At 64.5% G+C, this 21,804-nt stretch carries 19 protein-coding genes and 1 tRNA gene; 9 read left to right on the top strand and 11 right to left on the bottom strand.

Annotation, left to right across the window (positions count from 1 at the left end):
• Nucleotides 1-237 precede the first annotated feature (237 nt).
• Nucleotides 238-696, top strand: a complete 459-nt coding sequence (locus JYA52_RS05945; RefSeq protein ID WP_205652279.1) for a hypothetical protein — start codon at nucleotides 238-240, stop codon at nucleotides 694-696.
• A gap of 79 nt (nucleotides 697-775) precedes the next feature.
• Nucleotides 776-1,849 (top strand): DNA polymerase IV, encoded by a 1,074-nt coding sequence (locus JYA52_RS05940; protein ID WP_443623171.1) that lies wholly within the window; start codon nucleotides 776-778, stop codon nucleotides 1,847-1,849.
• 37 nt (nucleotides 1,850-1,886) lie between these two features.
• On the opposite strand, the gene JYA52_RS05935 is transcribed toward JYA52_RS05940, so the two are convergent.
• The 5 genes from JYA52_RS05935 to JYA52_RS05915 form a co-directional block, all read right to left on the bottom strand.
• Nucleotides 1,887-3,332, bottom strand: a complete 1,446-nt coding sequence (locus JYA52_RS05935) for an SLC13 family permease (protein ID WP_205652278.1) — start codon at nucleotides 3,330-3,332, stop codon at nucleotides 1,887-1,889.
• A 553-nt stretch (nucleotides 3,333-3,885) separates the two neighbouring features.
• Entirely contained in the window at nucleotides 3,886-4,266 is a 381-nt protein-coding gene (locus tag JYA52_RS05930) for a universal stress protein (RefSeq protein ID WP_205652277.1), read from the bottom strand.
• A 40-nt stretch (nucleotides 4,267-4,306) separates the two neighbouring features.
• On the bottom strand, nucleotides 4,307-6,277 hold the full coding sequence (locus JYA52_RS05925) for a tripartite tricarboxylate transporter permease (protein ID WP_205652276.1): 1,971 nt from the start codon (nucleotides 6,275-6,277) through the stop codon (nucleotides 4,307-4,309).
• 8 nt (nucleotides 6,278-6,285) lie between these two features.
• The gene (locus JYA52_RS05920; RefSeq protein WP_205652275.1) at nucleotides 6,286-7,485 is read right to left on the bottom strand and encodes a Bug family tripartite tricarboxylate transporter substrate binding protein; all 1,200 of its coding nucleotides are present in this window, start codon (nucleotides 7,483-7,485) and stop codon (nucleotides 6,286-6,288) included.
• A gap of 83 nt (nucleotides 7,486-7,568) precedes the next feature.
• Entirely contained in the window at nucleotides 7,569-8,648 is a 1,080-nt protein-coding gene (locus tag JYA52_RS05915) for a PrpF domain-containing protein (protein WP_205652274.1), read from the bottom strand.
• Between the two features lie 275 nt (nucleotides 8,649-8,923).
• Here JYA52_RS05915 and JYA52_RS05910 point away from each other — a divergent pair, with 275 nt between their 5' ends.
• Nucleotides 8,924-9,838: a LysR family transcriptional regulator gene (locus JYA52_RS05910; RefSeq protein ID WP_205652273.1), complete on the top strand. Its 915-nt coding sequence runs from the start codon at nucleotides 8,924-8,926 to the stop codon at nucleotides 9,836-9,838.
• A 5-nt stretch (nucleotides 9,839-9,843) separates the two neighbouring features.
• Nucleotides 9,844-11,052 (top strand): MFS transporter, encoded by a 1,209-nt coding sequence (locus JYA52_RS05905; RefSeq protein WP_205652272.1) that lies wholly within the window; start codon nucleotides 9,844-9,846, stop codon nucleotides 11,050-11,052.
• A gap of 862 nt (nucleotides 11,053-11,914) precedes the next feature.
• Here JYA52_RS05905 and JYA52_RS05900 read toward each other — a convergent pair.
• The 4 genes from JYA52_RS05900 to tmk all read right to left on the bottom strand — a co-directional run bounded on the left by JYA52_RS05900 (nucleotide 11,915) and on the right by tmk (nucleotide 15,550).
• Nucleotides 11,915-11,987 (bottom strand) — tRNA-Thr (locus JYA52_RS05900).
• A gap of 132 nt (nucleotides 11,988-12,119) precedes the next feature.
• Nucleotides 12,120-13,691, bottom strand: a complete 1,572-nt coding sequence (locus JYA52_RS05895) for an alpha/beta hydrolase (RefSeq protein ID WP_205652302.1) — start codon at nucleotides 13,689-13,691, stop codon at nucleotides 12,120-12,122.
• A gap of 63 nt (nucleotides 13,692-13,754) precedes the next feature.
• Entirely contained in the window at nucleotides 13,755-14,897 is a 1,143-nt protein-coding gene (locus tag JYA52_RS05890) for a DNA polymerase III subunit delta' (protein ID WP_205652271.1), read from the bottom strand.
• On the bottom strand, nucleotides 14,894-15,550 hold the full coding sequence (gene tmk / locus JYA52_RS05885; RefSeq protein ID WP_205652270.1) for a dTMP kinase: 657 nt from the start codon (nucleotides 15,548-15,550) through the stop codon (nucleotides 14,894-14,896). The genes JYA52_RS05890 and tmk overlap by 4 nt, the downstream gene beginning before the upstream one ends.
• 134 nt (nucleotides 15,551-15,684) lie before the next feature.
• Here tmk and JYA52_RS05880 point away from each other — a divergent pair, with 134 nt between their 5' ends.
• Together JYA52_RS05880 and JYA52_RS05875 are read left to right on the top strand one after the other, a co-directional pair.
• Nucleotides 15,685-16,869 carry a trans-sulfuration enzyme family protein gene (locus JYA52_RS05880; RefSeq protein ID WP_205652269.1) on the top strand — a complete coding sequence of 395 codons (1,185 nt, stop codon included), beginning with the start codon at nucleotides 15,685-15,687 and terminating at the stop codon, nucleotides 16,867-16,869.
• 9 nt (nucleotides 16,870-16,878) lie between these two features.
• The gene (locus JYA52_RS05875) at nucleotides 16,879-17,235 is read left to right on the top strand and encodes a DUF2516 family protein (RefSeq protein ID WP_205652268.1); all 357 of its coding nucleotides are present in this window, start codon (nucleotides 16,879-16,881) and stop codon (nucleotides 17,233-17,235) included.
• Nucleotides 17,236-17,248: 13 nt separating this feature from the next.
• On the opposite strand, the gene JYA52_RS05870 is transcribed toward JYA52_RS05875, so the two are convergent.
• Nucleotides 17,249-18,079: a class I SAM-dependent methyltransferase gene (locus tag JYA52_RS05870; protein ID WP_205652267.1), complete on the bottom strand. Its 831-nt coding sequence runs from the start codon at nucleotides 18,077-18,079 to the stop codon at nucleotides 17,249-17,251.
• A gap of 70 nt (nucleotides 18,080-18,149) precedes the next feature.
• Here JYA52_RS05870 and JYA52_RS05865 point away from each other — a divergent pair, with 70 nt between their 5' ends.
• Entirely contained in the window at nucleotides 18,150-18,896 is a 747-nt protein-coding gene (locus JYA52_RS05865; protein ID WP_205652266.1) for a phosphoglyceromutase, read from the top strand.
• 81 nt (nucleotides 18,897-18,977) lie between these two features.
• Here the strand turns inward: JYA52_RS05865 and phoU are convergent, their stop codons facing one another.
• Nucleotides 18,978-19,643 (bottom strand): phosphate signaling complex protein PhoU, encoded by a 666-nt coding sequence (gene phoU / locus JYA52_RS05860; RefSeq protein WP_205652265.1) that lies wholly within the window; start codon nucleotides 19,641-19,643, stop codon nucleotides 18,978-18,980.
• A 206-nt stretch (nucleotides 19,644-19,849) separates the two neighbouring features.
• Between phoU and JYA52_RS05855 the strand changes: the two genes are divergently transcribed.
• Complete coding sequence (locus tag JYA52_RS05855; protein WP_205652301.1) at nucleotides 19,850-21,031, top strand: sensor histidine kinase; 1,182 nt, start codon at nucleotides 19,850-19,852, stop codon at nucleotides 21,029-21,031.
• The gene (locus JYA52_RS05850) at nucleotides 21,028-21,708 is read left to right on the top strand and encodes a response regulator (protein ID WP_205652264.1); all 681 of its coding nucleotides are present in this window, start codon (nucleotides 21,028-21,030) and stop codon (nucleotides 21,706-21,708) included. The genes JYA52_RS05855 and JYA52_RS05850 overlap by 4 nt, the downstream gene beginning before the upstream one ends.
• Nucleotides 21,709-21,804 lie beyond the last annotated feature (96 nt).

Here is a 21,804-nt window from a genome sequence, read left to right as displayed (position 1 = left end):
ATGCCCGTGGACAGGGAGATACGAGCAGGAAGGATAAGGCCTGCTGCCGCGGTCGGTACCGCCAGCGGAACCTCAGGGTACTGCCGGCTTGCCAATCCGTGAGTGGCGGGGAGCCGATCCGGTAATCACGACCCGAGCTTACCCCGAGGGGGCCGCGAACTGTCCTGGTGGATCCTCCCTTCCGCTCCGGCAGACCCTAGCCAGTGGACAGCACCTCGAAGCCCGTAGTCTGTGGGCATGACCACGGGGGCAGGCAGAGACGGTAACAAGTACGGGTGGCAGTCCTGGCCGCCAGATTCGCTCGACGGCATGCCGCCGAAACGCCGGCGGCTGGCAGGCTGGGCTGTGTTCTGGTTGTTACTGCTGGGCTCGCTCCTGGGGTCCGTCTTTGAGGCGGTCGGCGTTGTGCAGCCGTGGCGCTCACTGTTCGTGCTCGCCGTGCTGGCCGCCGTCGTCGTTCCCCTCATTCGTGCTGCCGTGCTCGAAACACGCCAACTGCGCGCCGAAGGGATCGAGATGCCCTCATATCCCGTCACGCGGAAATCGCTGATCTCCGCGGCCGTCATCACGGCCGTGCTCTGGATCATTAATGGTGTCGCGGTCGCTATGAACCAAGACCAGTTTGTGTTCCCGCTGCTGCCAATCGCGGCTACCGCCTGGCTGGCCTTTCAGGGGCACCGCTGGAATTCAAAGTAGGTCAGGAGGCCGCAGACTCAGCGCGCAAGCTCGGTGGAGAGCCGATGCTTGCCAGGGATGTTTAGGGCAGACTGGTGGCGTGAGTGGAATCCGGTGGGTGCTGCACGTCGATCTCGACCAGTTCATCGCGGCGGTCGAAGTGCTCCGGCGGCCGGAGCTTGCGGGCAAGCCGATCATTGTCGGCGGTCGGGGCGATCCTACGGAACGGGCTGTGGTGTCGACCGCATCCTACGAAGCCAGGGCGTTCGGCGTGGGTTCGGGAATGCCCTTACGCATTGCGGCCCGGAAAGTGCCCGACGCCGTGATCCTGCCCGTCGATCAGGAGGCTTACCTCGCGGCGTCTGAAACGGTGATGGCCACCCTGCGCGCGCAGCCCGGCGCCACCGTGCAGGTGCTGGGTTGGGATGAAGCCTTTGTAGGCACTGAGACAGAGAATCCGGAAGCCTACGCCCGGCAGGTGCAGGCCGCTGTCCTGGAGCGGACGCAGCTGCATTGCAGCGTGGGCATCGGCGACACCTTGGTCCGCGCCAAGGTTGCCACCGGTTTCGGTAAGCCGGCCGGCGTCTTCCGTCTCACTGCCGCGAACTGGCTCGACGTCATGGGCAGTCGGCCCACCAAGGATTTGTGGGGCGTCGGAACCAAAGTATCGGGCCGGCTTGCCAAACTCGGCATCAACACCGTCGCCGAGCTCGCCGCGTCCGACCCCCAAGACCTGGTCCCGGAGTTCGGCCCCAGGATGGGTCCTTGGTACGCGGAGCTCGGACGCGGGGACGGCGCCAGCGTTGTGGACGACACCCCGTGGGTTGCCCGCGGGCATAGCCGGGAGACCACCTTCCAGCGGGACCTGACCGAGCCCGCCCAGGTGGACGACGCCGTGAGGGAGCTGACAGCGCATGTCCTTGAGGATGTTGTGGCCGAAGGACGGCCCGTGATTGGGCTGACCCTCAAGGTTCGGTACGCGCCGTTCTTCACCAAGACCCACGCGAGGAAGATTCCCGAGACATTCGACCGGAATGAAATCCTCGCGAGGGCCTTGGACCTCGCAGCCGCAATCGAAGCGGGCCGTCCGATTCGTCTGCTGGGCCTGCGGGCCGAAATGGCAATGCCCGACGATGCCCGAAAGGGGCATACGCCGACGCGCGGCGGTTGGTGACGGCGTCGCTCCCTTCCTGACCAGCGGGGCGGGACCGTCACATAATGCCGGTGGGTACCAGCACGGCCCACGCCAGCAGCGGGGCGACCAGCACGACTGCGCCGGCGTAGATCATCAGCTGGCGGTACACGCGCTGCCTGTCGTCCTCGCGGGCGTTGGCGACGATCAGGGCGCCGTCAGTGGAGAAGGGGGAGACGTCCACAACGGTTGCGGCGATGGCCAGGGCAGCGACTGTTCCAGAGGCGCTCAACGCGCTGGTGGCCAGGAGCGGGCCTGCCATGGGGATGAAGGCGGTGAGCAAAGCTGTTGACGAAGCGAAGGCCGAGCCGACGCCGATCACGTAGCAGAGGACCAGCGCGATGAGCAGGGGAGCGCCAAGCGCCAAGGCCTGCTCAGCGAGGGTGTCGATGACGCCCACGTGCTGGAGCAGGGAGACGTAGGTGATCATGCCGGCTACCAGCAGCACCGTGGACCAGGAGATGCCGCCGATGAAGGTCTGGTGTTCCTTGATGTTGATCAGTGCCAGCAGGAGTCCGGCGGAGAGGGCGACAAAGCCGATCGGCATGTGGAAGCCCAGGGTGCATACCAGCATCGCTGCGATCAGCACCAGTGTGAGGATCTGCTGGCCGTGTGGACGGCTTGTACGGGAAGCATCGAGTTCGACGTGCTGGCCGCCCCTGCCGTCGCGCAGTTTGCCAAGGAGGGCAAAGAGAACGATGGTCAGTACGGAGAGGATGAGGTTAAGCGCGAAGCTGGCGGCGAAGAGTGCGCCTTGGGAGATGGGGAAGCCGTTCTCCATGGCGATGTCGTGCACCAGAACTCCGGCCACGGACAGCGGAGAGAAGCCGCCTGCGTGGGCTCCGTTGATGATGAACGCGCCCATCAGTACCGGATGGATGCGGGATTCGTAGGCGAATCCGATGGCGGCCGGTGCCAGCAGGGCGACGGCGGCCGGGGAGAAAGTGCCCAGTGCCGTCAGGGCAGCAGCCATGAGGAAGAACACCCACGGGAGCAGCAGTGTCTTGCCTCTGACGAGGCGCACGCAGTTTTGGACGATGACGTCGATCGTGCCGTTCTTTTGCGCCATGCTGAAAAAGTAGGTAACCCCGATGATTGTTAGGACGATGCTGGCGGGGAACTCCGCGAGGATCTCCTTGTCTGTCATTCCGAGCATGAAGTAGCCGACGCCGAAGGATGCGACAAGCCCCATCACCCCGATGTTCAGCGGCCATTTCGTGGCGACCACGAACATCACGACGAGGACGACGAGCGGGATGATCTGGACGGCGGTCATGGTCGGTTCAGATTCCGCCGTCGCCGCCGGGCTGAAAAGGGTACCCCCCAGCAGAAGGGCGGCCAGACCCAGAACCGCGAATGCGGCCACCGCCACGAGCAGGATACGGCGGCGACGGTCAGGACGCGCGGAAAGGTCGTCGCGGGTGTCGGCCGAGGGGGCGACAGTTCGGTCCGCAGTCTTAGTCATGGTGGGTTCTCCTCATTGAGTGGCTCCTGCGAGGGAGGCCTCGACGGCGCTGCCGAGGGCTTGGGGAGGGGACGTTGCCCAGGCTCTATGTGTTTCGACTGGCGGGCAGTCGGTAAACGCGCAACCCGTCGCTGCGAAGGAAGAGTGCTCGGCCTCTACCTTCATTCTGTTGTATCCAGAGCATGCTGCCGTCCATGGCGAGCATGTCGATGCGTCCTGAAGTCACGGGCCGGCCGTCGCAGTGGATCTCGACTTCATCGGTGCGGGACAGTTTGGACCAGTTGGGAACTGGCTGCGGAGTCGGGGATCCCATATGCGGGTTGGCCGGCTGGGGACGGTAAATCATGGAGGTCTCCTTGATCGAGAGATCGTCTGAGGAACGGACCGCGCGGGGGAATAGTCGTAGGAGGAGGCAGGGTGACAGTGTGTCCCCCTGCCTCCTTTGCATGCTGCGTAGTCCTCGCGCCCGTCCTTCGGGCTACCTGTTGCGATGGAGTGCGGGAACGGCAGCACGCGTGCCGGACGTTTGGGCCGGCAGTCAAAGGGCGTCGGGTCAGAGTTTGTCCGCCCGGACGGCGAGCACGGGGCAGGTGGCGTCAAGCAGTATCCGTTGGACGGTGCTGCCAAGTATGAGCTTGCCCACCATGGACCGGTGCCGGAGTCCAATGACGATCATGTCGACGTTTCGTTCCTGGGCAATCTGGATCACGGCGTCCCCCGGATCGGCCAGGACAGAGGATTCGATGGTCAGGGCAAGGCCGGCGGCGGTCAACTGGCCTTCCAGTTCCTGCACTTCCTGCGCCTCCAGGTCGTGGTGTCCACGTCCGATATTCACGATGAGCAGGTCGGCCTTTCTCAGATGGGCTTCTTTGATGCCCTCTGTGAGCGCCTCCCTGCCTTCCGCTGCGGGTGCATAGGCTACGAGTACCGTCATGTGTTTTCTCCAATGGCTTTCAATGTGCGGCGTCTGAGAACTAAACCAGGGTGTTGAGCCAGCCCTGGGGCAAGTCGATCGGCAGTAGGGAGGGAAGGGCAAGGAGCACGATGTACAGAACTCCGGTGTAGATGATGGCGACCTTTAGCCGTGCCCTTGCGACCACCAGCAGGAACGCGGGGATGAAGATGGTTACCGCGATCAGGTATCCGAAGACTGCGGTGAGGGCGAGGAATCCTGTCATCCAGACGAAGGTTTTGAGTGCGAAGCCGGCATCGAGGGTCCACCCTGCGCGCCCGGCCTTGGCCCGAAGACGAGTCCGAATCTCGATGAACAGCAAGATTCCAGAGAACACCAGGCCGCCGATGCTCACCAGCTGCGGGACGAGCCGCGCTTCCGGCGAGAATGATGCGGAGGAGATCAGGGCTGCAGCGAAGGCGAGGGCGAAAATGCCTGACGCCACGAGGGACCAGGTTGAATTCTTCAGCGGCGCTTCGTCGTCCTCGGGCTGTTCGTCCCGGTGACCGTCGTCCAGGTTGGTCTTCCGGCGTGCGCGGATGAACTTCATGAAGGCCCAGATCATCGGCAAGATCAGTATGGCCAGGAAGACCAGGACGCCAGGGCGGGCCATCCAGTCGAATCCTTCGTACAGGCTGTCCGTGAGGAAGTAGTAGCGTTCCAGCGGGATGGCCAGGACGAAGCCGATGAGGAAAGGTGCCCTGGGGAATCCGGTGGACTTCAACAGCCAGCCGAAGATGCCAAGGATGATCATGATCCAGAGGTCGCCGAGCTGGCCGCCTTCCTGGAAGGAGCCCAGGAGCATGACGGCCACCAGGCCTGCTGCCAGAACTGCGAAGGGGACCTTGGTGAGCTTGGCGAGCTGCTTGACGCTCAGGAAGCAGAACAGCGCGCCCAAGATCGAAGCGATCGCGAAGGACCAAACGATCAGGTACATCAGGTCCAGGTGTTCGGTGATGATGGAGGGTCCAGGCTGGATGCCGTAAGTAAGGAGCATGCCCAGGAGCATCGCTGAAGGGACGCCGCCCGGGATGCCGAACAGCAGGGTGGGGATCAGGTCGCCGGCTTCCACGGAGTTGTTGGCACTTTCAGGGCCAACGATGCCGCGGGGGTCGCCCTTGCCGAACTGGCGCTTGTCCTTGGCCGTTGCAACGGCCTGGCCGTAGGCCAGCCAGGTTCCGGCGGTGGCGCCGACGCCGGGCAGGACGCCGGCCCAGATGCCGATAAGGGCTCCGCGAATAACCTGGGTCCAGTGGGTGAGCCACTCGCGGATGCCTTGGCCCCAGCCGCCGCCGAGGGTGATGGTTTCCTTCTGTCCGCGGCGCTGGCTTGCACGTGAGGCGATCTCGGCGAGGCCGAAGATGCCCAAAGCGACGGCTACGAGTGACAGGCCGTCGCCGAGGAAGAGGCTGCCGAAGGTGAAGCGTTCCTCTGCGGTGGTGGGTGACGTGCCGACCATGCCGAGTATGAGGCCCAGGAGGCCTGCGGAGACTCCCTTGATGATGTTTCCGCGGGACAGGACCGCGGCCAAAGCTACACCGAGGACGGTGAGCATAAAGAGCTCGGGGCTGGCGAAGGAAAGGACCAGCGGTCGGGCGAGCGGGATGGCCAGGGTCAGGCCGATGGCGCCGATGATGCCGCCGGCCATGGAGGAGAGGAAGGCCAGGGTCAGGGCTCGGGCGGCCTGCCCCTTCTTTGCCATGGAGTATCCGTCGAGCATCGTGACGCTGGCCGAGGCGGACCCTGGGGCCCCGAGCAGTACCGCGGAGACGGTGTCCGACGTGTGGACGACGGCGAGGGCACCGATGAGGAGCGCCAGAGCCTGGGGCGGTTCCATGCCGAATGTGATGGGCAGCAGGATCGCGACGGCGCCTGTGCCGCCCAATCCCGGAATGAGGCCCATGATCAGACCGGCGACGGTGCCGATCAGGAGCATGATGAGAAGGGAAGGATCAGCGAGGGATGCCAGCGCTGCCATTGCGGAGTCAAGCATGATGGTCCTTATTCAACGTGGATGTTGTATTTGTCCGCGAGCAGCCCAGTGACATAGGACCGTACGGAGCTGCTGACTGTGTAGGCGTCCCGGACGCGGTCTGCCACGCCGGAGTCGGCTACCAGGGGATAGCCGCCCAGGACTTTGGATGCCTTTTCCTGGAATCCGGGATCGGTGCCGAGCTTTTCGCTGGATTCGCGCAGCAGCCTGTAGGCGTTCTCCGGGGTCTCCTGTGGAACCCACAGTCCCTTTTGGTAGGTGTACGTCAGTCCGAGAAGGGTCTTGTAGGCCTCGTACTTTTCGCCGGAGGGCTTCTTTCCGTGGAGCGTTTCGTAGGCTTCTGCGACCGTGGGCACGTCAGGGAAGTTCGGGTCACGGATTACTTCCCCCGCATCGTTCAGCTGGCCGAAGGACATAAGGACGACGGCTTTGCCTTCCTTGGCGATGCCAGCGACTGCAGACGCGTAGGCGGAGGTGGTCTGGTAGTCGACGTCGATTTCACCGCGCTGGAGGGCCAGGTTGACGGGTCCTCGGCCTTCAAAGCCAAATGTGCTTGTGACATCGGCTTCGAGCAGGTCGAAAGCCACCAAGGTGGTGATGTCCAGGCCCGTGGCACTGATGCCGCCGAATTCCAGTGGTGTATCCCGGTTGATCAGGTCCTGAAGGCCGGCTACCCCGGCTTCGGCCCGGGCGTAGATGACTCCGCCAGTTCCGTTGACGACGACAGGCTTCAGGTCTTCGAAGGAGTACTTGACCGCCGAGCGTCCCAGGACCCATGGCACAACGGTGGATGCCGTGCCGACGAGGAGTTCGGTACCGTCTGTCTTGGCTGAGCGGGCGAACCTGTTTGTCCCCAGAATGCCTTCTCCGCCAGCTTCGTTCACGGGTGCGAACCCGGGACGTCCAGGGACGTAGTTTGTCAGTTCCGTCCCGATGAAACGAGCCCACGTGTCTGTTCCGCCGCCAGAGGCAAGGGGGATGAGGAACTCAAGCGTTTCGCCGCTGAAGTCTCCGTCTTCCGTGCTGGACGGCGGGTTCAAAAGGCTCCCGCCGAGGACCGTGGTCGCCGTGCCAAGAAGTGCGAAGGCACCGACGGCGGCAAGGACGGTCCGTCGGGAGTGTTTGGGCGGATCGGGCTGCTCGGTCTGTCCGACGCTGCCTTCCCGGGAAGTTCCGGGCGGCTCCAAGGATGACTTACTGCTCGTCATTGAGAGGTCCTTTGATTAAGTGCCTACCACCATGCAACACCAATGCGGCGTACCAGGCATGGGAAGGCTTTGTTGGATTCCGCTTACCAGGTGCCTGGAAGCAGCAGTTCTGCGTCAGCTATGCGGCGGGCGCTTCGAAGCGTGCCGACAACGGGGACGCCGTCACGTAGTTCCGCCCAGGTCTGAACGACGCCTGCAGGCGTGCGCATGACGAGGCCGGATGAAGGATCCATGGACAGCAGGTCCCGGACCACGGTGCCCTCGTGCTGCGCAGCCATGGTGAGCGCTACACTTCCGGTGATTGCGAGAGCAGGGTGGAGTTTGCCCATGGACAGCATTCGGACGATGAGGTCAGCTTCGTCGTTCGGCGATGCCCTGGCCACGAGTGCAAGTTTCGGAATGGCGCGTGCTGCCTCTGCCCTGGTCACCGCAAGGCCCATGCGGACGGCAGCATCTCGGCGTACATCGTCGAGGTGGACGAGGAGTGTCGCCTGGCCATCGATGTCAGCGGCGGTCTCGTGGCCAGTCAGGCCGATCGAGACGGCGTCGAGGATGATCAGGGGAGCGCCGGCGTCAATGAGCGTGGCCGGTACCTCCTGCCCGTCGAATGTCACCTTGTCCAGCGGTTCTCCGGTGGGGAACAGCTTTCCGGTGGTCCGGCCCGCAGGATCCAGGAAGCCCATGCCAACCGCCAGCCCGGGGAACGGCACGCCCGGAATCATTTGGGTGCCGGGGTCCTGGAGCTCGCCGTTCGGGGTGGGAACCTTCTGCAGGATGAGCTGGTCGGTGTTGGTGTTCAGGGTCCTGACCGATGTGCTCTGCTGGCCCGGGGAGACCCAGCCTCGTTCAATGGCATACGGTGCAACGACTGCTGAGCAGTTGCCGCAGTTGCTTCCCCAGTCCACTTTCTGCTCATCAATGGCGACTTGGGCAAACGTGTAGTCGACGTCAGCGTCGTCGGTTAGGGAGCGGGAGAGGATGACAGCTTTGCTCGTCGTTGACGTTCCGCCGCCGACGCCGTCGACCTGACGGTTGTCGGGGCTGCCGAAAAGGCGCAGGAGAACTTCGTCCACACTCTTCCCGGGGACCTGAAGGTTGTCCCACTCGAAGACCCAGCACTTGCTGGTGCCGCCCCGCATCCACACTGCTGGGATTTTGTACATGATTGCTTTTCACACCTTCCTGGGCCCTTCGTTGGGCCGACAAGCCTGTCCGGCTTGTACAAGTGTGATGCGAACCTCAGATGAATTACAAACGCCAATTCTTGCATGAGTATGCACTGTTGCTTCAATCAGTGGCGCTTTCAGACGGCTCGGCGTGTAAATCTGCCGCGGCCACGATGCTCCTCCGTTCTCACAGGTCCTTGAAACGAGCCGAGCATGAACGGAATACGTAGAATGCTGTGGGGGGCATAACAAATACTTCAAAGGGAGACGCCTTGTTGAACGTGCGCAGACTTGAGTTACTGCTTGATGTGGTGGAACTCGGTTCGATCACTGCCGCTGCGGAGAAGCATGTGTATTCTCCATCAGGAGTGTCCCAGCAGCTTCGGCGACTCGAAGCCGAAATCGGCCAACCCCTTCTGCAGCGACAAACCCGGGGGATGGTTCCCACCGATGCCGGGCATGTTCTCGCCTCGCACACCCGTCGGATCCTGCGGCAGATGGCCGCGGCCGAGGCTGACCTGGCGGAAATCGCCGGGCTCAACCGCGGAAGCCTCACAATGGGAACCTTCCCCACCTTGGGCGGTTCGTTCCTCCCCGTGGTGATTAGCAGGTTCAAGAAGGAATACCCGGCGATCGAGTTGCACGTCCGCAGTAGCCGCTTCGGGGAGCTTATTGAGATGCTCGAGAACGGCCAGGTGGGAATGTCCCTCCTTTGGGACTACGAGTGGAACCGGATAAACCCGGAGGACTTTGCCCTGACTACTGTGTTCGAGGACGCGACGGCCCTGATTGTGGGCAAGGACCACCGATTGGCACGCCGGAAGCAGGTGGACATGGCAGACCTGGCCGCTGAGGAATGGATTGTGCGTGAAGAGGCGCATCCCGTCGTCGAAGTGCTGCACCGAAGCGCCCGCGCAGCAGGTTTCACGCCCCGTATCGCCTTCCATGCCAATGATTACCAGGAAGCCCAGGCCATGGTGAGTGTCGGTCTGGGTATCGCCTTGGCACCTAGAACGGCCGTGGTCAATAAGCACCCCGGCGTCAGCATCGTTTCTCTCGGAAGCAGCGCACCATCCCGACGAGTGCTCCTGGCCCACCGACATGACAGGGTACGCGCGGCCGCTGAAATAGCCTTCCAAACCACGCTCCTGGAGGTCGCAAAAGACACCACCGCAGACTTCCGGTGACGGGCATGCCAAAGCCCGAAAGGGCACCGCGGCGGTGGCTGTGGATGCTGATCGCCGCCGCCGTGCTGTGCCAGATGGCTCTCAACCTTGCCCGTCCCCTGATCTCCTATAAGGTGCTGGCCCTTGGCGGGGACTCGGTGATGGTCGGGCTGACATCTGCCTCCTTCGCACTCCTGCCAGTTGCCTTCGCGCTTTGGCTGGGTCGGATGTCCGATCGCCGAACGTCGCTCCGGGGCATCACAGTCGTCGGGACGCTGTTACTGTCTGCCGGTCCTTTCCTGCTCTCCTCTGCCCCATCCCTTCTCTTGGTGGCGTTGGCCAGTGCCGTGCTGGGGATGGGACACCTGTGCTTCACGATTGCCGGCCAGTCCGCCATCGCGAGGTTCGTCCCGCTGAGCCAAATGGATGCAGCCTTCGGATGGTTCACGGCCGCATTCTCACTCGGGCAGCTCGTGGGCCCACTCGTCGCGGGCCTTGCCATGGGGTCCGCTGGAAACGTATCTGCCGAAACCCGGCTCACAGACGCCAATTTGGCGCTGCTCCTCGCCGGGGCAATCGCCCTGCTCGCGGTTCCGGTCGCGTTAGGTGCATCGGCAACGGGAACACGCCGAGCCCGGGCAAACACCGCAGCGGCACCCGCGCCTTCCCGGCCGACGTCAGTGGTGCACCTCCTGGGAGTCCGCACGGTCAAGACCAACATGATCGCCAGCCTTGCCCTTCTTGCCACAACCGACATCATTGTTGCCTTTCTTCCTCTTTTGGGGGAAGAGACCGGTATTGCTCCCGTTGGAATTGGAGTCCTGCTGGCGGTCCGGGCGGCGGCCTCGATTTCGTCCCGCCTTCTCCTGCCCGTCCTGCTGTCCCGCTGGAGCAGAACCGGTCTCATTACCTCGAGCCTTGCTGGTGCCGGCATTGGTCTGGCCATCCTGCCTTGGCTGTTCGACAACCCAGTTGTAGCCGGCATCCTTCTGGCCGTTGCCGGGTTCTTCCTCGGCCTGGGGCAACCGATCACGATGACGCTGATCACCCAGGCCGTCCCTCCCGATGCCCGCGGCGCGGCTTTGGCGCTGAGGCTGCTGGGCAACCGGCTCGGACAGGTAGCCTTGCCGATCTGCGCAGGCCTCCTTGCCGCGCCGGCGGGACCGGGCGGTGCCCTCTGGATGTCCTCAGCCGTGCTGTGCGCCGCATCAATACGGTGGCCGAGGAAAACCTGAGCAGGCACTCGATGTGGCCCGGTCGAGGTCGGCAAGAATAGTCATGTGCCTCCGATACCTGACACTCACCAAGGCGTAAAATTGACGTATGCGCCCCGAGGAAGCGATCGCACTGGTATTCGCGATGGCTCTTATCTGGGCCGGCACGATTCTGGTGTTGCTTTCCAGGCTTGACCGCCCTGAAAGGCGGGTGCAGCGCCAGGAACGGAGGGCGGACCGGGCGGTTCACCAGCGGGTGCACCGCATTACACGAGTGCGGCGGCTGGCGCACCGTCGAAGGCCCTCCCGCCGCGGCCGGAGCCGCATCCCGTAGAACTGCTTGGTGTCGCTCTGCTGGCCCTAGCAGCATCTGGCCTCCACGCGCTTTTATGCCCCTCCGGACCTAAAATGGCAGTATGGCCAGCCAGGAAGCGATTGCTCTGGTGTTTGTGTTTCTTGTCATCTGGGTCGGTACGATCCTGGTGTTGCTGTCTCGCGTAGACCGCGGTGAGAAACGGGAGCGACGCCAGGGACGGCGAGCCAGTCGACGGGATGGTTATCACGCGCACTAAGCAGTTCGGCCCCCCACAGCATACTGTCGCAGGCCCTTTCCGCCGCTCAAGGAGCCAAAGTGGATGCTGTCTCGCCTCACCGGCCCGGACGCCCCGGGTGCAACGGCTCCCGGACCCGTGCCGCGGGAGGTGTGGCCGTCCTGGGAGAGGTACATCTGCGAGGAAGAGAAGACCCTGTCAATGGATTCGTTGTTCCTGCTGGACGGAACACGCGGTCTGCTCGAGAGTCGATCCGTACTTGGTTATCTACGGCAGTCCCAACGCCAGCAAAAAACCCCCCAGAAACCTTGGTTTCCAGGGGGTTTTGCCCGAGCTTCCTATCAGAATCGAACTGATGACCTTTTCATTACGAGTGAAACGCTCTACCGACTGAGCTAAGGAAGCACCGCACCAAACAACCGGGAAAACCCGGCCGGTTCATGCCAGAGTCAACTGTAATAGAGTCCCTGCGTCCGGGTCAAAATGAGATGATGTGCGGGTCGGAACGGGGCGCCAATCAGACGATCGGCAGGCACATCAGCAGACGGTGTTGTCCGCCGGTTTCTTGCCATCCACCAGGTACGAGTCCACGGCGTCCCTGATGCAATTGTTGGCCCGACCGTAGGCCGTGTGTCCTTGGCCCTTCCATGTCAGCAGGGAAGAGTTGCCCAGCTGCTTGCGCAGGGCGCTGGCCCATTCCACGGGGGTCGCGGGATCTCCGGTGGTACCGACCACCACGATCGGGGCTGAGCCCGTGTACTCTGCGGCCCCCGGGGCGGCCCGGACATTCTTGTATGGCCAGTGGGCACAGTTCGTGCCGCCGTAGGCGAAGAAGTACCCCAGCGTCGGTGACGCCGCACGGAGCTGCTGCTCCTCCGCCCGCATGGCTGCTGGATCGCTGGTCATGGGGTAGTCAAGGCAGTTGATCGCGGAGAAGGCGAACGTGGTGTTCGACGTGTATTTTCCGTTCGAGTTGCGGTTGGCTCCCAGGTCCGCCAGGCGCAGCATGAGGCTGACATCGCCCTTCATGGCGGCATCGAGGGCCTGCGTCAGGACCGGCCAGTTTTCATTGGCATACAGGGGAACGATGAGGCCGCTGACGAAGGCATTGCCGCCCACGATCCGCCCGTCCTTTGCAGCACGCGGTGTCGCGATAACCGACTGGATGACGTCGCTGATCTGCTGTACGCCGTCGTCAACTGTCCCGCTCAGCGGGCAGCCTTCCTGCTGCAGGCAGTGCTCGACGTAGGCGCGGAGTGACTTCTCGAAGGCCTTGGCCTGGCCCAGCGTGAGCTCCTCAGCGCCGAGGGAAGGATCGATCGCTCCATCGAGCAGCATCCGCCCAACCTTGTCCGGGAACAACGAGGCGTACGTGGAGCCGAGGAAGGTTCCGTAGGAGAAGCCCGCATAGTTGAGCTTGGCGTCATTCACGACAGCGCGGAGGACATCAAGGTCCTTCGCTGCGCTGACGGTGTCGATATGGCCCAGCACCGGCCCTGTCTTCTGGGCGCACTTCTGCGCGATGGCCTTGTTGTCGGCCAGCATTGTCGCGAGGCCGGCGTCCGTCTCGGGAACATAGATCTTTTCCCTGGCCTCGTCCCTCTCCTTGTCGGTCAGGCACGTCACTGGCGCCGACCGTTTGACCCCGCGGGGGTCGAAGCCAACGAGGTCGAAGTTGGCCCGCACCTTGTCAGAGAAGTTGCTGACTCCGGCGTCCCGCACGAAGTCATAGCCGGAGGCCCCGGGGCCGCCAGGGTTGACCATCAGGCTGCCCTGTTTCTTGCCCGTGCTTGCGACTTTCAGGGCCGCGATTTCAATGGTCTCGCCGTCCGGTTTGGCATAATCCAGCGGTACTTTGACCTTGGCGCACTGCATCTTGTCCTCGCACGGCTCCCAAACCACCTTCTGGGAGTAGAACTCCTCCAGCCCCGCCGGAGCCTCAGCAGCGATGGAGGGATCGGCCTGCCCCGTGGAGTTCCCCTGGCTGCCGTCCTTGGAAAGCCCGAGGACGCTGCACGATGTCAGGAACAGGACTGCCGCCATGGCTCCGGCAGCCCGCACTGCAGCCGCGAATGAGCGCGGTTGCGCGGTCAGGGGAGGTGTGGACATCATGCGGTTCTCCTTGGGGCAGAGCGTTTGGCGGCGTCAGGCAAGGCAGGACTGGGCTTCGGCCTAGACCAGGCCGGCGGCCATTGCCTCGATGGTCAAAAGCGGTGCGACGTTGGTAGTGGTGATGCGTTTCCTCGCCTTGTTGATGGCATCCATCCTGGCGAGGGTGACCTCCGGTCCCGAGCGGCCAGCGAAATCCTCCAGTTCACTCCTCAACTCAACGTTGACGAGCTCCACGGAATTCCCCATCTGGATGATCAGCACGTCCCGGTAAAAGGAGAGGAGGTCGGTCAGCGTCCGGTCGAGGGAGTCCGTGATGGACCGCTTAGCGCGCCGCTTTTGATCATCCTCAAGCTGTTTCACCTGGCTGCGCATGGCGGGCGGCAGGGTTCCGGTCTCGGGAGCGCCCAGCGTGGCCAACAGTGCGGCCTTCTCGGCGGCGTCCCGCTCCTCATTGGAGCTGTTGGCCTCCTCGGTGGCGATCTTGACCAGCTTATCAGCCATCATCACGGCGGCCGTAATGCCCCGGAGGCCCAGCGGAAAACGGACAGTCTCCAGCCGGCGCTGCCTGGCCTCGGCGTCGCGGGCCAGGCGGCGGGCGATCCCGACATGACTTTGCGCTGCGCGTGCGGCGCTTTCGGCCACGGCCGGATCGACGCCGTCGCGACTCACCAGCAGCGCCGCGACGTCGGCGGCGGGGGGAAGCCGGAGTGCTACGGCCCGGCACCGCGACCGGATGGTGACCAGGACGTCCGCCGGGGAGGGGGCACACAGCATCCAGACGGTCCGCGGCGTGGGTTCTTCGATGGCCTTCAGCAGAACGTTCGTGGTGCGCTCCGCCATGCGGTCGGCGTCCTCCACCACGATGATCCGCCACCGGCCCGACGAGGGCCTGTTGCCGGCCGTGGATACGAGCTCCCGGGCCTCATCGATGGTGATGGTCACCTTTTCGGTGCGGACGAAAACGACGTCGGCGTGGGTTTCGCCGAGGATGGTCCGGCAGGCGTGGCACTCGCCGCAGCCGCGCCGGGAGACGTCGTCCTGATCGCAGTTGAGGGCCGCGGCAAAGGCCTTGGCCGCGTTCGACCTGCCCGAGCCCGGCGGGCCGGTGAACAGCCAGGCGTGGGTGAGTGAATCACCCGTGGCGGCCTGCTGCAGCTGCGCGACGACGGCTGGCTGGCCCTGGAGATCGTCCCATACCGTCATTTACGGCTCCTGCCGGTGGCTGCCAGCAGCCGGTCCACGCGGTCCAGGATGCGGGCGGCAAGTTCGTCCACGGACAGCTGCGCCTCAAGTACCAGGTAGCTGTCCGGACGCGCCGCGGCAAGATCCAGAAAGGCCTGCCGGATCCGGGCATGGAATTCGTCGGCTTCCGATTCCAGCCTGTCCTCTGCGGCGTCACCGGCCGTGCGGCGGCTGCGGCCGTCTGCGGGGTCCACATCCAGCAGCACGGTGAGATCAGGCTGCAGCCCGGAAGTGGCCCACTCATTGACGCTCCGGACGGCGTCTGTGCCCAGATCCCGCCCCGCTCCCTGGTAAGCGACGGAGGAGTCGATGTACCGGTCCGTCAGCACCACTTCGCCGCGCTCCAGCGCAGGCCGGATCACCTGGCTGGCGTGGGCAGCGCGGGACGCGGCGAAAATCAGCGCTTCGGTATGGGCATCGATGTGCCCGTTGCCGTGGTCCAGCACCAGGGACCGCAGTTTTTCGCCGATCGGCGTTCCGCCCGGTTCCCTGGTCCTCAGCACGGTCAGTCCACGGGATTCAAGGGCCCCGGCCAGCAGGGCGGCCTGCGTGGACTTGCCGGCGCCGTCACCGCCTTCGAAAGCGATGAAAAGTCCGGGACTCTGATTATTCACTCATCCAGCCTACCCACTCCCACTGACAAGGTCTCTCTGACAAGTCTCTGGCAAGTCACTGGCAAGTCACCGACAAGGACCGCCCGCCAGCCACCGCTTTTCCGAGCGGCCGGAGCCCAAAGTACGCTTTGTTCATGAGCCTTTCCCAACACCATGCCGCATCCCTTTCGGCTGAGACGGTGGTCGTGGCCGCCGGCCGCCCGCCACGCGAACGGGACGAGCCGGTCAACCCGCCGATCGTGCTGTCCTCCACGTATTTCGGCACTGGCGCCCTGGACGACGGCGACCGCGGCTACGGCCGCTACTCCAACCCCACCTGGGACCCGTTCGAGGAAGCGCTGGGGCAGCTTGAAGGTGCCGCGCTGCCTGGCCTCCTGTACGCCTCCGGCCTGGCAGCCGTCAGCTCAGCACTGTCACTCATCCCTGCCGGCGGAGCCCTGGTGATGCCGACGCACAGCTACTCCGGCTCGCTGGTGATGGCCTCGGAGCTGGCGGAAAAGGGCTTCTTCGAGCTCCGTCTGGTGGACATTGCCGACACCGACGCCGTCATCGCCCAGCTCGCCCCCGCGGACGGCAACCCGGCGGCCATGCTGTGGCTGGAGAGCCCGACGAATCCCATGCTTGGCATCGCAGACATCCGGGCGCTGACCCAGGCGGCGCACGACGCCGGAGCAGTCGTTGTCACGGACAACACCTTTTCCACGCCTCTGGTGCAGCAGCCGCTGAGCCTGGGGTCCGACGTCGTCCTTCACTCGGTGACCAAATACCTGGCGGGGCATTCCGACGTCGTGCTGGGCGCCCTGGTGACGTCCAACCAGGAACTGCGGGACACTCTGCTCCACCACCGCACCATCCACGGCGGAATCGCGGGCCCCTTCGAAGCCTGGCTCGCGCTGCGGGGTCTGCGGACCCTCGCCTTGCGGATCGAACGCTCGCAGGCGTCGGCGGCAGTCCTGGCAGAACGGCTGGCCTCGCACCCCCGGGTCGAGGGTATCCGGTACCCGGGCCTGGCCACCGACCCGGGCCACGACCGTGCCAAGTCCCAGATGTCCGGTTTCGGTTCCATTCTGTGCATCCAGGTTGCGCCGGTCGGCGGCCTCAGCGGCGCCGACGCCGCCGACGAGCTGGTCCGTGCCCTGCAGCTGTGGCTGCCCGCCACATCGCTCGGCGGTGTGGAATCGCTCATTGAACGACGACGCCGGCACACGGCTGAGCCGGTCAGCGTCCCCGACAATCTGGTCCGGCTGAGCGTGGGAATCGAAAACGTCGAAGACCTTTGGTCCGATTTGCAGCAGGCTTTGGACGCCTTGGACAGTTAGGCTTGACGCGTGGATGGAACAGGACTGATCAGAATTGTCGAGGGCGCGGTTTACTACATCCTGGGACTGGTGGCGCTGGCCCTGGAAGTGTGGGCCTTCTTTGACTGTGTCCGCCACAGGGCCAACGCCTTCGAAGCCGTGGGCAAACGGACCAAGACGTTCTGGCTGGCAGTGACCGGCGGCAGCATGGCCGTCGGCGCCCTGTCCGTTCTCGGCGGCGGGGGAGGCGGCCTGATTGGGCCGTTCGGCCTTTTCGGCCTGGCAGCCGTGGTGGCAGCATCCATCTACCTGGCGGACGTCCGCCCAGCGGTCAAGGATGCCGGCCGCGGCGGTAGCCGCAACCGGGGCCCCTACGGCCCCTGGTAATCCCCACCAGCGCCTAAGCCAGCGGTGCCACTGCTTCCCAGCCGACGGTGAGTTCCCCCAGTCGCCAGCGCGAGGGGCCGTCGTGAACCGGCCACCCGCCGTCGAGCAGCGCCCGGCACATGGCGGTCCAGCGTTGCCTGTTTCCAAAGGATGCCAGCGGCGCCGACTCCAGCCACGCCTGGTCCATGGCCTGCAACAGCGCGTGGACGCGTTCGCCGGGTACGTTCCGGTGGATGAGCGCTTTGGGCAGGCGTTCGGCCACATCGGACGGCAGATCGAAGCTGCCGAAGCGCACGGACATGCTCAGGGTCAGCGGGCGCGCGGCATCCAGCGCGATCCACGTGACGCGCCGGCCGATCTCGTCGCAGGTTCCGTCGATGAACAGCCCGTCCGGCGCGAGCCGGTCCTGCACCAGCCGCCAGATGCCTGGGACATCCGCCTCCTCGTATTGGCGGAGCACGTTGAAGGCCCGCACCAGGACCGGCCGGCCAGGCACGGGGAGCTCAAAGCCGCCCACCAGGAAGCTGAGGCCCGGACGTTCAAGGGCCTTGGCCACCCGCACCCTGTCCGGCTCTATTTCGATGCCGCACACGCGCACATCGGGCCGGACCGCGGCAAGCCTTTCAAAAAGTTCGACGGCGGTGGCCGGGGAAGCGCCGTAGCCCAGGTCGACGACGAGCGGGTCAGCCGCGGACCGGAGCCGCCAGGCCTGCGGCCCGGCCAGCCAGCGGTCCAGGCGGCGCATGCGGTTCGGGTTGGTGGTGCCGCGGGTTATGTTCCCGACGGGCCGCCGGCGGTTGCCCCGGTTTGCAGGGTTCGCCACCCGCTCTGCTTTCTGCACCACCGCCCCAGACTACCGTGCGGGCAATGTAACGCTCGGCAGGGGAAGTGTCTGCTCGGCTAGGATGAAAATCATGACTTACAAGCTGATTCTGCTGCGCCACGGCCACAGCGAATGGAACGCCAAGAACCTGTTCACCGGCTGGGTGGACGTCGACCTTAACGATCAGGGCCGCGAGGAAGCAGCACGCGGGGGTGAGCTCCTGGTTGAGCACGAGGTGCTCCCGGACATCCTCTACACGTCGCTCCTGAAGCGTGCCATCAACACCGCCAATATCGCCCTGGACAAGGCCGACCGCGGCTGGATCCCGGTGAAGCGCGACTGGCGCCTCAACGAGCGCCACTACGGCGCCCTGCAGGGCAAGGACAAGGCCCAGACCCTTGCCGAGTACGGTGAGGAACAGTTCATGGAATGGCGCCGTTCCTATGACACCCCGCCGCCGCCCCTGGACGACAACTCCGAGTTTTCCCAGGCACGTGACCCCCGCTACGCGGACCTGGGCGATGACCTGCCCCGTACGGAGTGCCTCAAGGACGTCCTCGTTCGGCTGCTTCCGTACTGGGAATCAGACATCAAGGAAGACCTCAAGGCAGGCAAGACCGTTCTGGTCACGGCCCACGGCAACTCCCTGCGGGCGCTGGTGAAGCACCTTGACGGCATCAGCGACGACGCTATCGCCGGCCTGAACATCCCCACCGGCATCCCGCTGGTTTACGACCTGGACGAGGACTTCCAGCCCGTCAAGCCGGGCGGAACCTACCTCGACCCCGAGGCTGCCGCCGAAGCCATCCTGGCCGTGGCCAACCAGGGCAAAAAGTAAGGCTCCGCGGTTCTAGAACGAACGACGGCGGCTGGTCACCTAAGTGACCAGCCGCCGTCGTTCGTTCTTGGGACGGGAACGTCAGCCGTGCTCGACGGTGCTGTTCGGGTGCCAGGCGCCGGTCACAAGGTAGGTGACCTTCTGGGCCACGGACACGCCGTGGTCGGCAAAACGCTCGAAGTAGCGGCTGGCCAGGGCGACGTCCACGGTAGTGGCGGGGGATTCCTGCCAGTCGCTGCGGGCGATGGCCTTGAAGACGCTGAGGTGCAGATCGTTCACCGCCGTGTTCGCCTTGAGGATGTCGCGGGCCACTTCGAGGTCCCTGGTCTCCAGCAGCTCAGTCAGCTTGTTCGCGATCAGGATGTCCTGTTCGGCAAAGCTTTTGAAGGTCTCCGTCAGGGACGCCGGGATGACGGTGGAGGGGAAACGGAGCCGGGCAAGCTGCGCAATGTGGCGTGCAAGGTCACCCATGCGTTCCAGCGATGCGCTCATGCGCAGGGAGCCCACGATCATGCGCAGGTCACTGGCTACGGGACCCTGAAGGGCAAGGATGTCGATTGCGCGCTCATCGAGGCTGTTCTGCAGGAAATCGATCCGGGCATCCGCCGCGATGACATCCTGCGCCAGGTCAACGTCGGCGACCTCAAACGACGTCGTTGCCTTGCTGATCGCCTCGCTGACCAGCTTTGAAATTTCGACGAGGTCTTCGCCCACCTGGGCGAGCTCTTCCTGAAAAACCTTACGCACGTAGGCGTCCTTTCCTTGGAAACCCCGCCCCGCCGCGATGGCAGCCAGAGTCTCGTGTCACCGTTCCGTCAGTCCAACCTGCCACTCTTCCAGCGCCGGGTGAACTGTTACGCACCTCTAGATGAACGTTAGCTGAATCCATCCCATTGTGGTCCCGGAGCGGCCGTTCGGGAGTTTCGAAAGCATAAGCTGGAGCCGTGGATCCAATGCTCATCGGTGTCATCGCCGGCCTTCTCGGCCTGTCGTTCGGCGTCTTCGGCGTGCTCGCGTTCAGGATCAGCGAGCAGCAGCGAAGGATCGTCGACGTCGAATTCGATGAGCCCGCCCTGCCGCCGGGTGCCGCCGAGGTGCTGGCCGTCGTCGGCAAGGCGTTCGTGGTGGTGGACGCCATCGACGGCGTGGTCCGGGCAAGTCCCGCAGCCTACGCCTACGGCCTGGTGCGCGGCCACACGGTGGTGCACCGGGAGCTGCTGGACATGACCGCGAATGTGCGCCGGGACGGTGTGATCCTGGAGAAGCAGCTGGAGCTGCAGCGCGGCCCGGTTGGGCAGGGGGTCATCATCGTCCAGGTGCGGGCTGCGATGCTCGGTGAGGAATACATCCTCCTGTTGGCCGATGACCGGACAGAGATCACCCGTACGGAAGAGATCCGCAACGACTTCGTGGCCAACGTGTCCCATGAACTGAAAACACCGGTGGGTGCCATCTCGCTGCTGGCTGAGGCGCTGGAGTCGTCAGCGGACGACGAAGAGGCCGTCCGGCGGTTCGCCGCCCGCATGCACAAGGAGTCCGCCCGGCTCGCGGCACTGGTCCAGGACATCATCGAGCTGTCACGCCTGCAGGCGGCAAACGTGGCGCAAGAGGGCCACCCCGTGGACATCAATGACGTGATCTCGGAAGCGGTGGACCGCTCGCAGCTGCCGGCCGAGAGTAAGAACATCCAGATCGTCATCGGCGGCCGTGTCGACGCGAAGGTCTACGGCGACCAGGACCTCCTGGTGACGGCGCTGCGCAACCTGATCGACAACGCCATCCGCTATTCGCCCGAGAACACCCGGGTGGGGATCGGAGTGCGCGCCAAGGAAGGCCTGATCGCGATCTCCGTGACGGATCAGGGCGAAGGCCTTTCCGCCGAGGACCAGGAGCGGGTGTTCGAGCGCTTTTACCGCGTGGATACGGCACGCTCCCGGCACACCGGCGGCACCGGGCTGGGACTGAGCATCGTCAAGCACGTCATCTCCAACCACGGCGGGGAGGTCACCCTCTGGTCCCAGCCGGGGCAGGGATCGACGTTCACGCTGCGCCTGCCGGAGATGGAAGGCCAGGCGCCGAATGCCAAGGAACCAAAGGACGCCGCCGGCGCCCATGAACGAGGAGTTACCGCTTGAGCAGGATTCTTATTGTTGAGGACGAGGAATCGTTCAGCGATCCCCTGTCCTATCTGCTGGGCAAGGAAGGGTTCGAGGTGGAGGTCGTCGACAACGGCCTCGACGCGATTACCGAATTCGACCGAAACGGGGCGGACCTGGTGCTGCTGGACCTGCAGCTGCCGGGCCTGTCGGGGACGGAAGTATGCCGGCAGCTGCGCCAGCGGTCGAGCGTCCCGGTGATCATGCTGACTGCCAAGGACTCCGAAATCGACAAGGTCGTGGGCCTCGAACTGGGCGCCGACGACTACGTCACCAAGCCGTACTCGTCGCGCGAGCTGGTGGCGCGTGTCCGGGCAGTGCTCCGCCGGCAGGGCGAACCGGAGGAACTCGTGTCCTCCACAGTGCAGGCCGGACCGGTGCGGATGGACATCGAACGCCACGTTGTCAGCGTCGGCGGCGAGCAGGTACCCCTTCCCTTGAAGGAGTTTGAACTCCTTGAGATGCTGCTGCGGAATTCCGGCCGGGTCCTGACCCGCGGCCAGCTGATCGACAGGGTCTGGGGGTCCGACTACGTGGGCGACACGAAGACGCTCGACGTCCACGTGAAACGCCTCCGGAGCAAGATCGAGCCTGACCCGTCCCTCCCGCGGTACCTGGTTACCGTCCGCGGGCTGGGCTACAAGTTCGAACCGTAGCCACGGCAGCACGCAGCCCGCAGCAATGAAGAAGGAGGGGACCCCGCCGGGGTCCCCTCCTTCTTCTTGTCCGTGGCCCGTGGCTCCCGGGAAGGG

It is taken from the genome of Arthrobacter pascens, from assembly GCF_017052465.1.
GTDB classification, from domain to species: Bacteria; Actinomycetota; Actinomycetes; order Actinomycetales; family Micrococcaceae; genus Arthrobacter; species Arthrobacter pascens.
The sequence above is the reverse complement of the archived record's forward strand: the minus strand, read 5'-3'. Positions and strand labels throughout refer to the sequence as shown.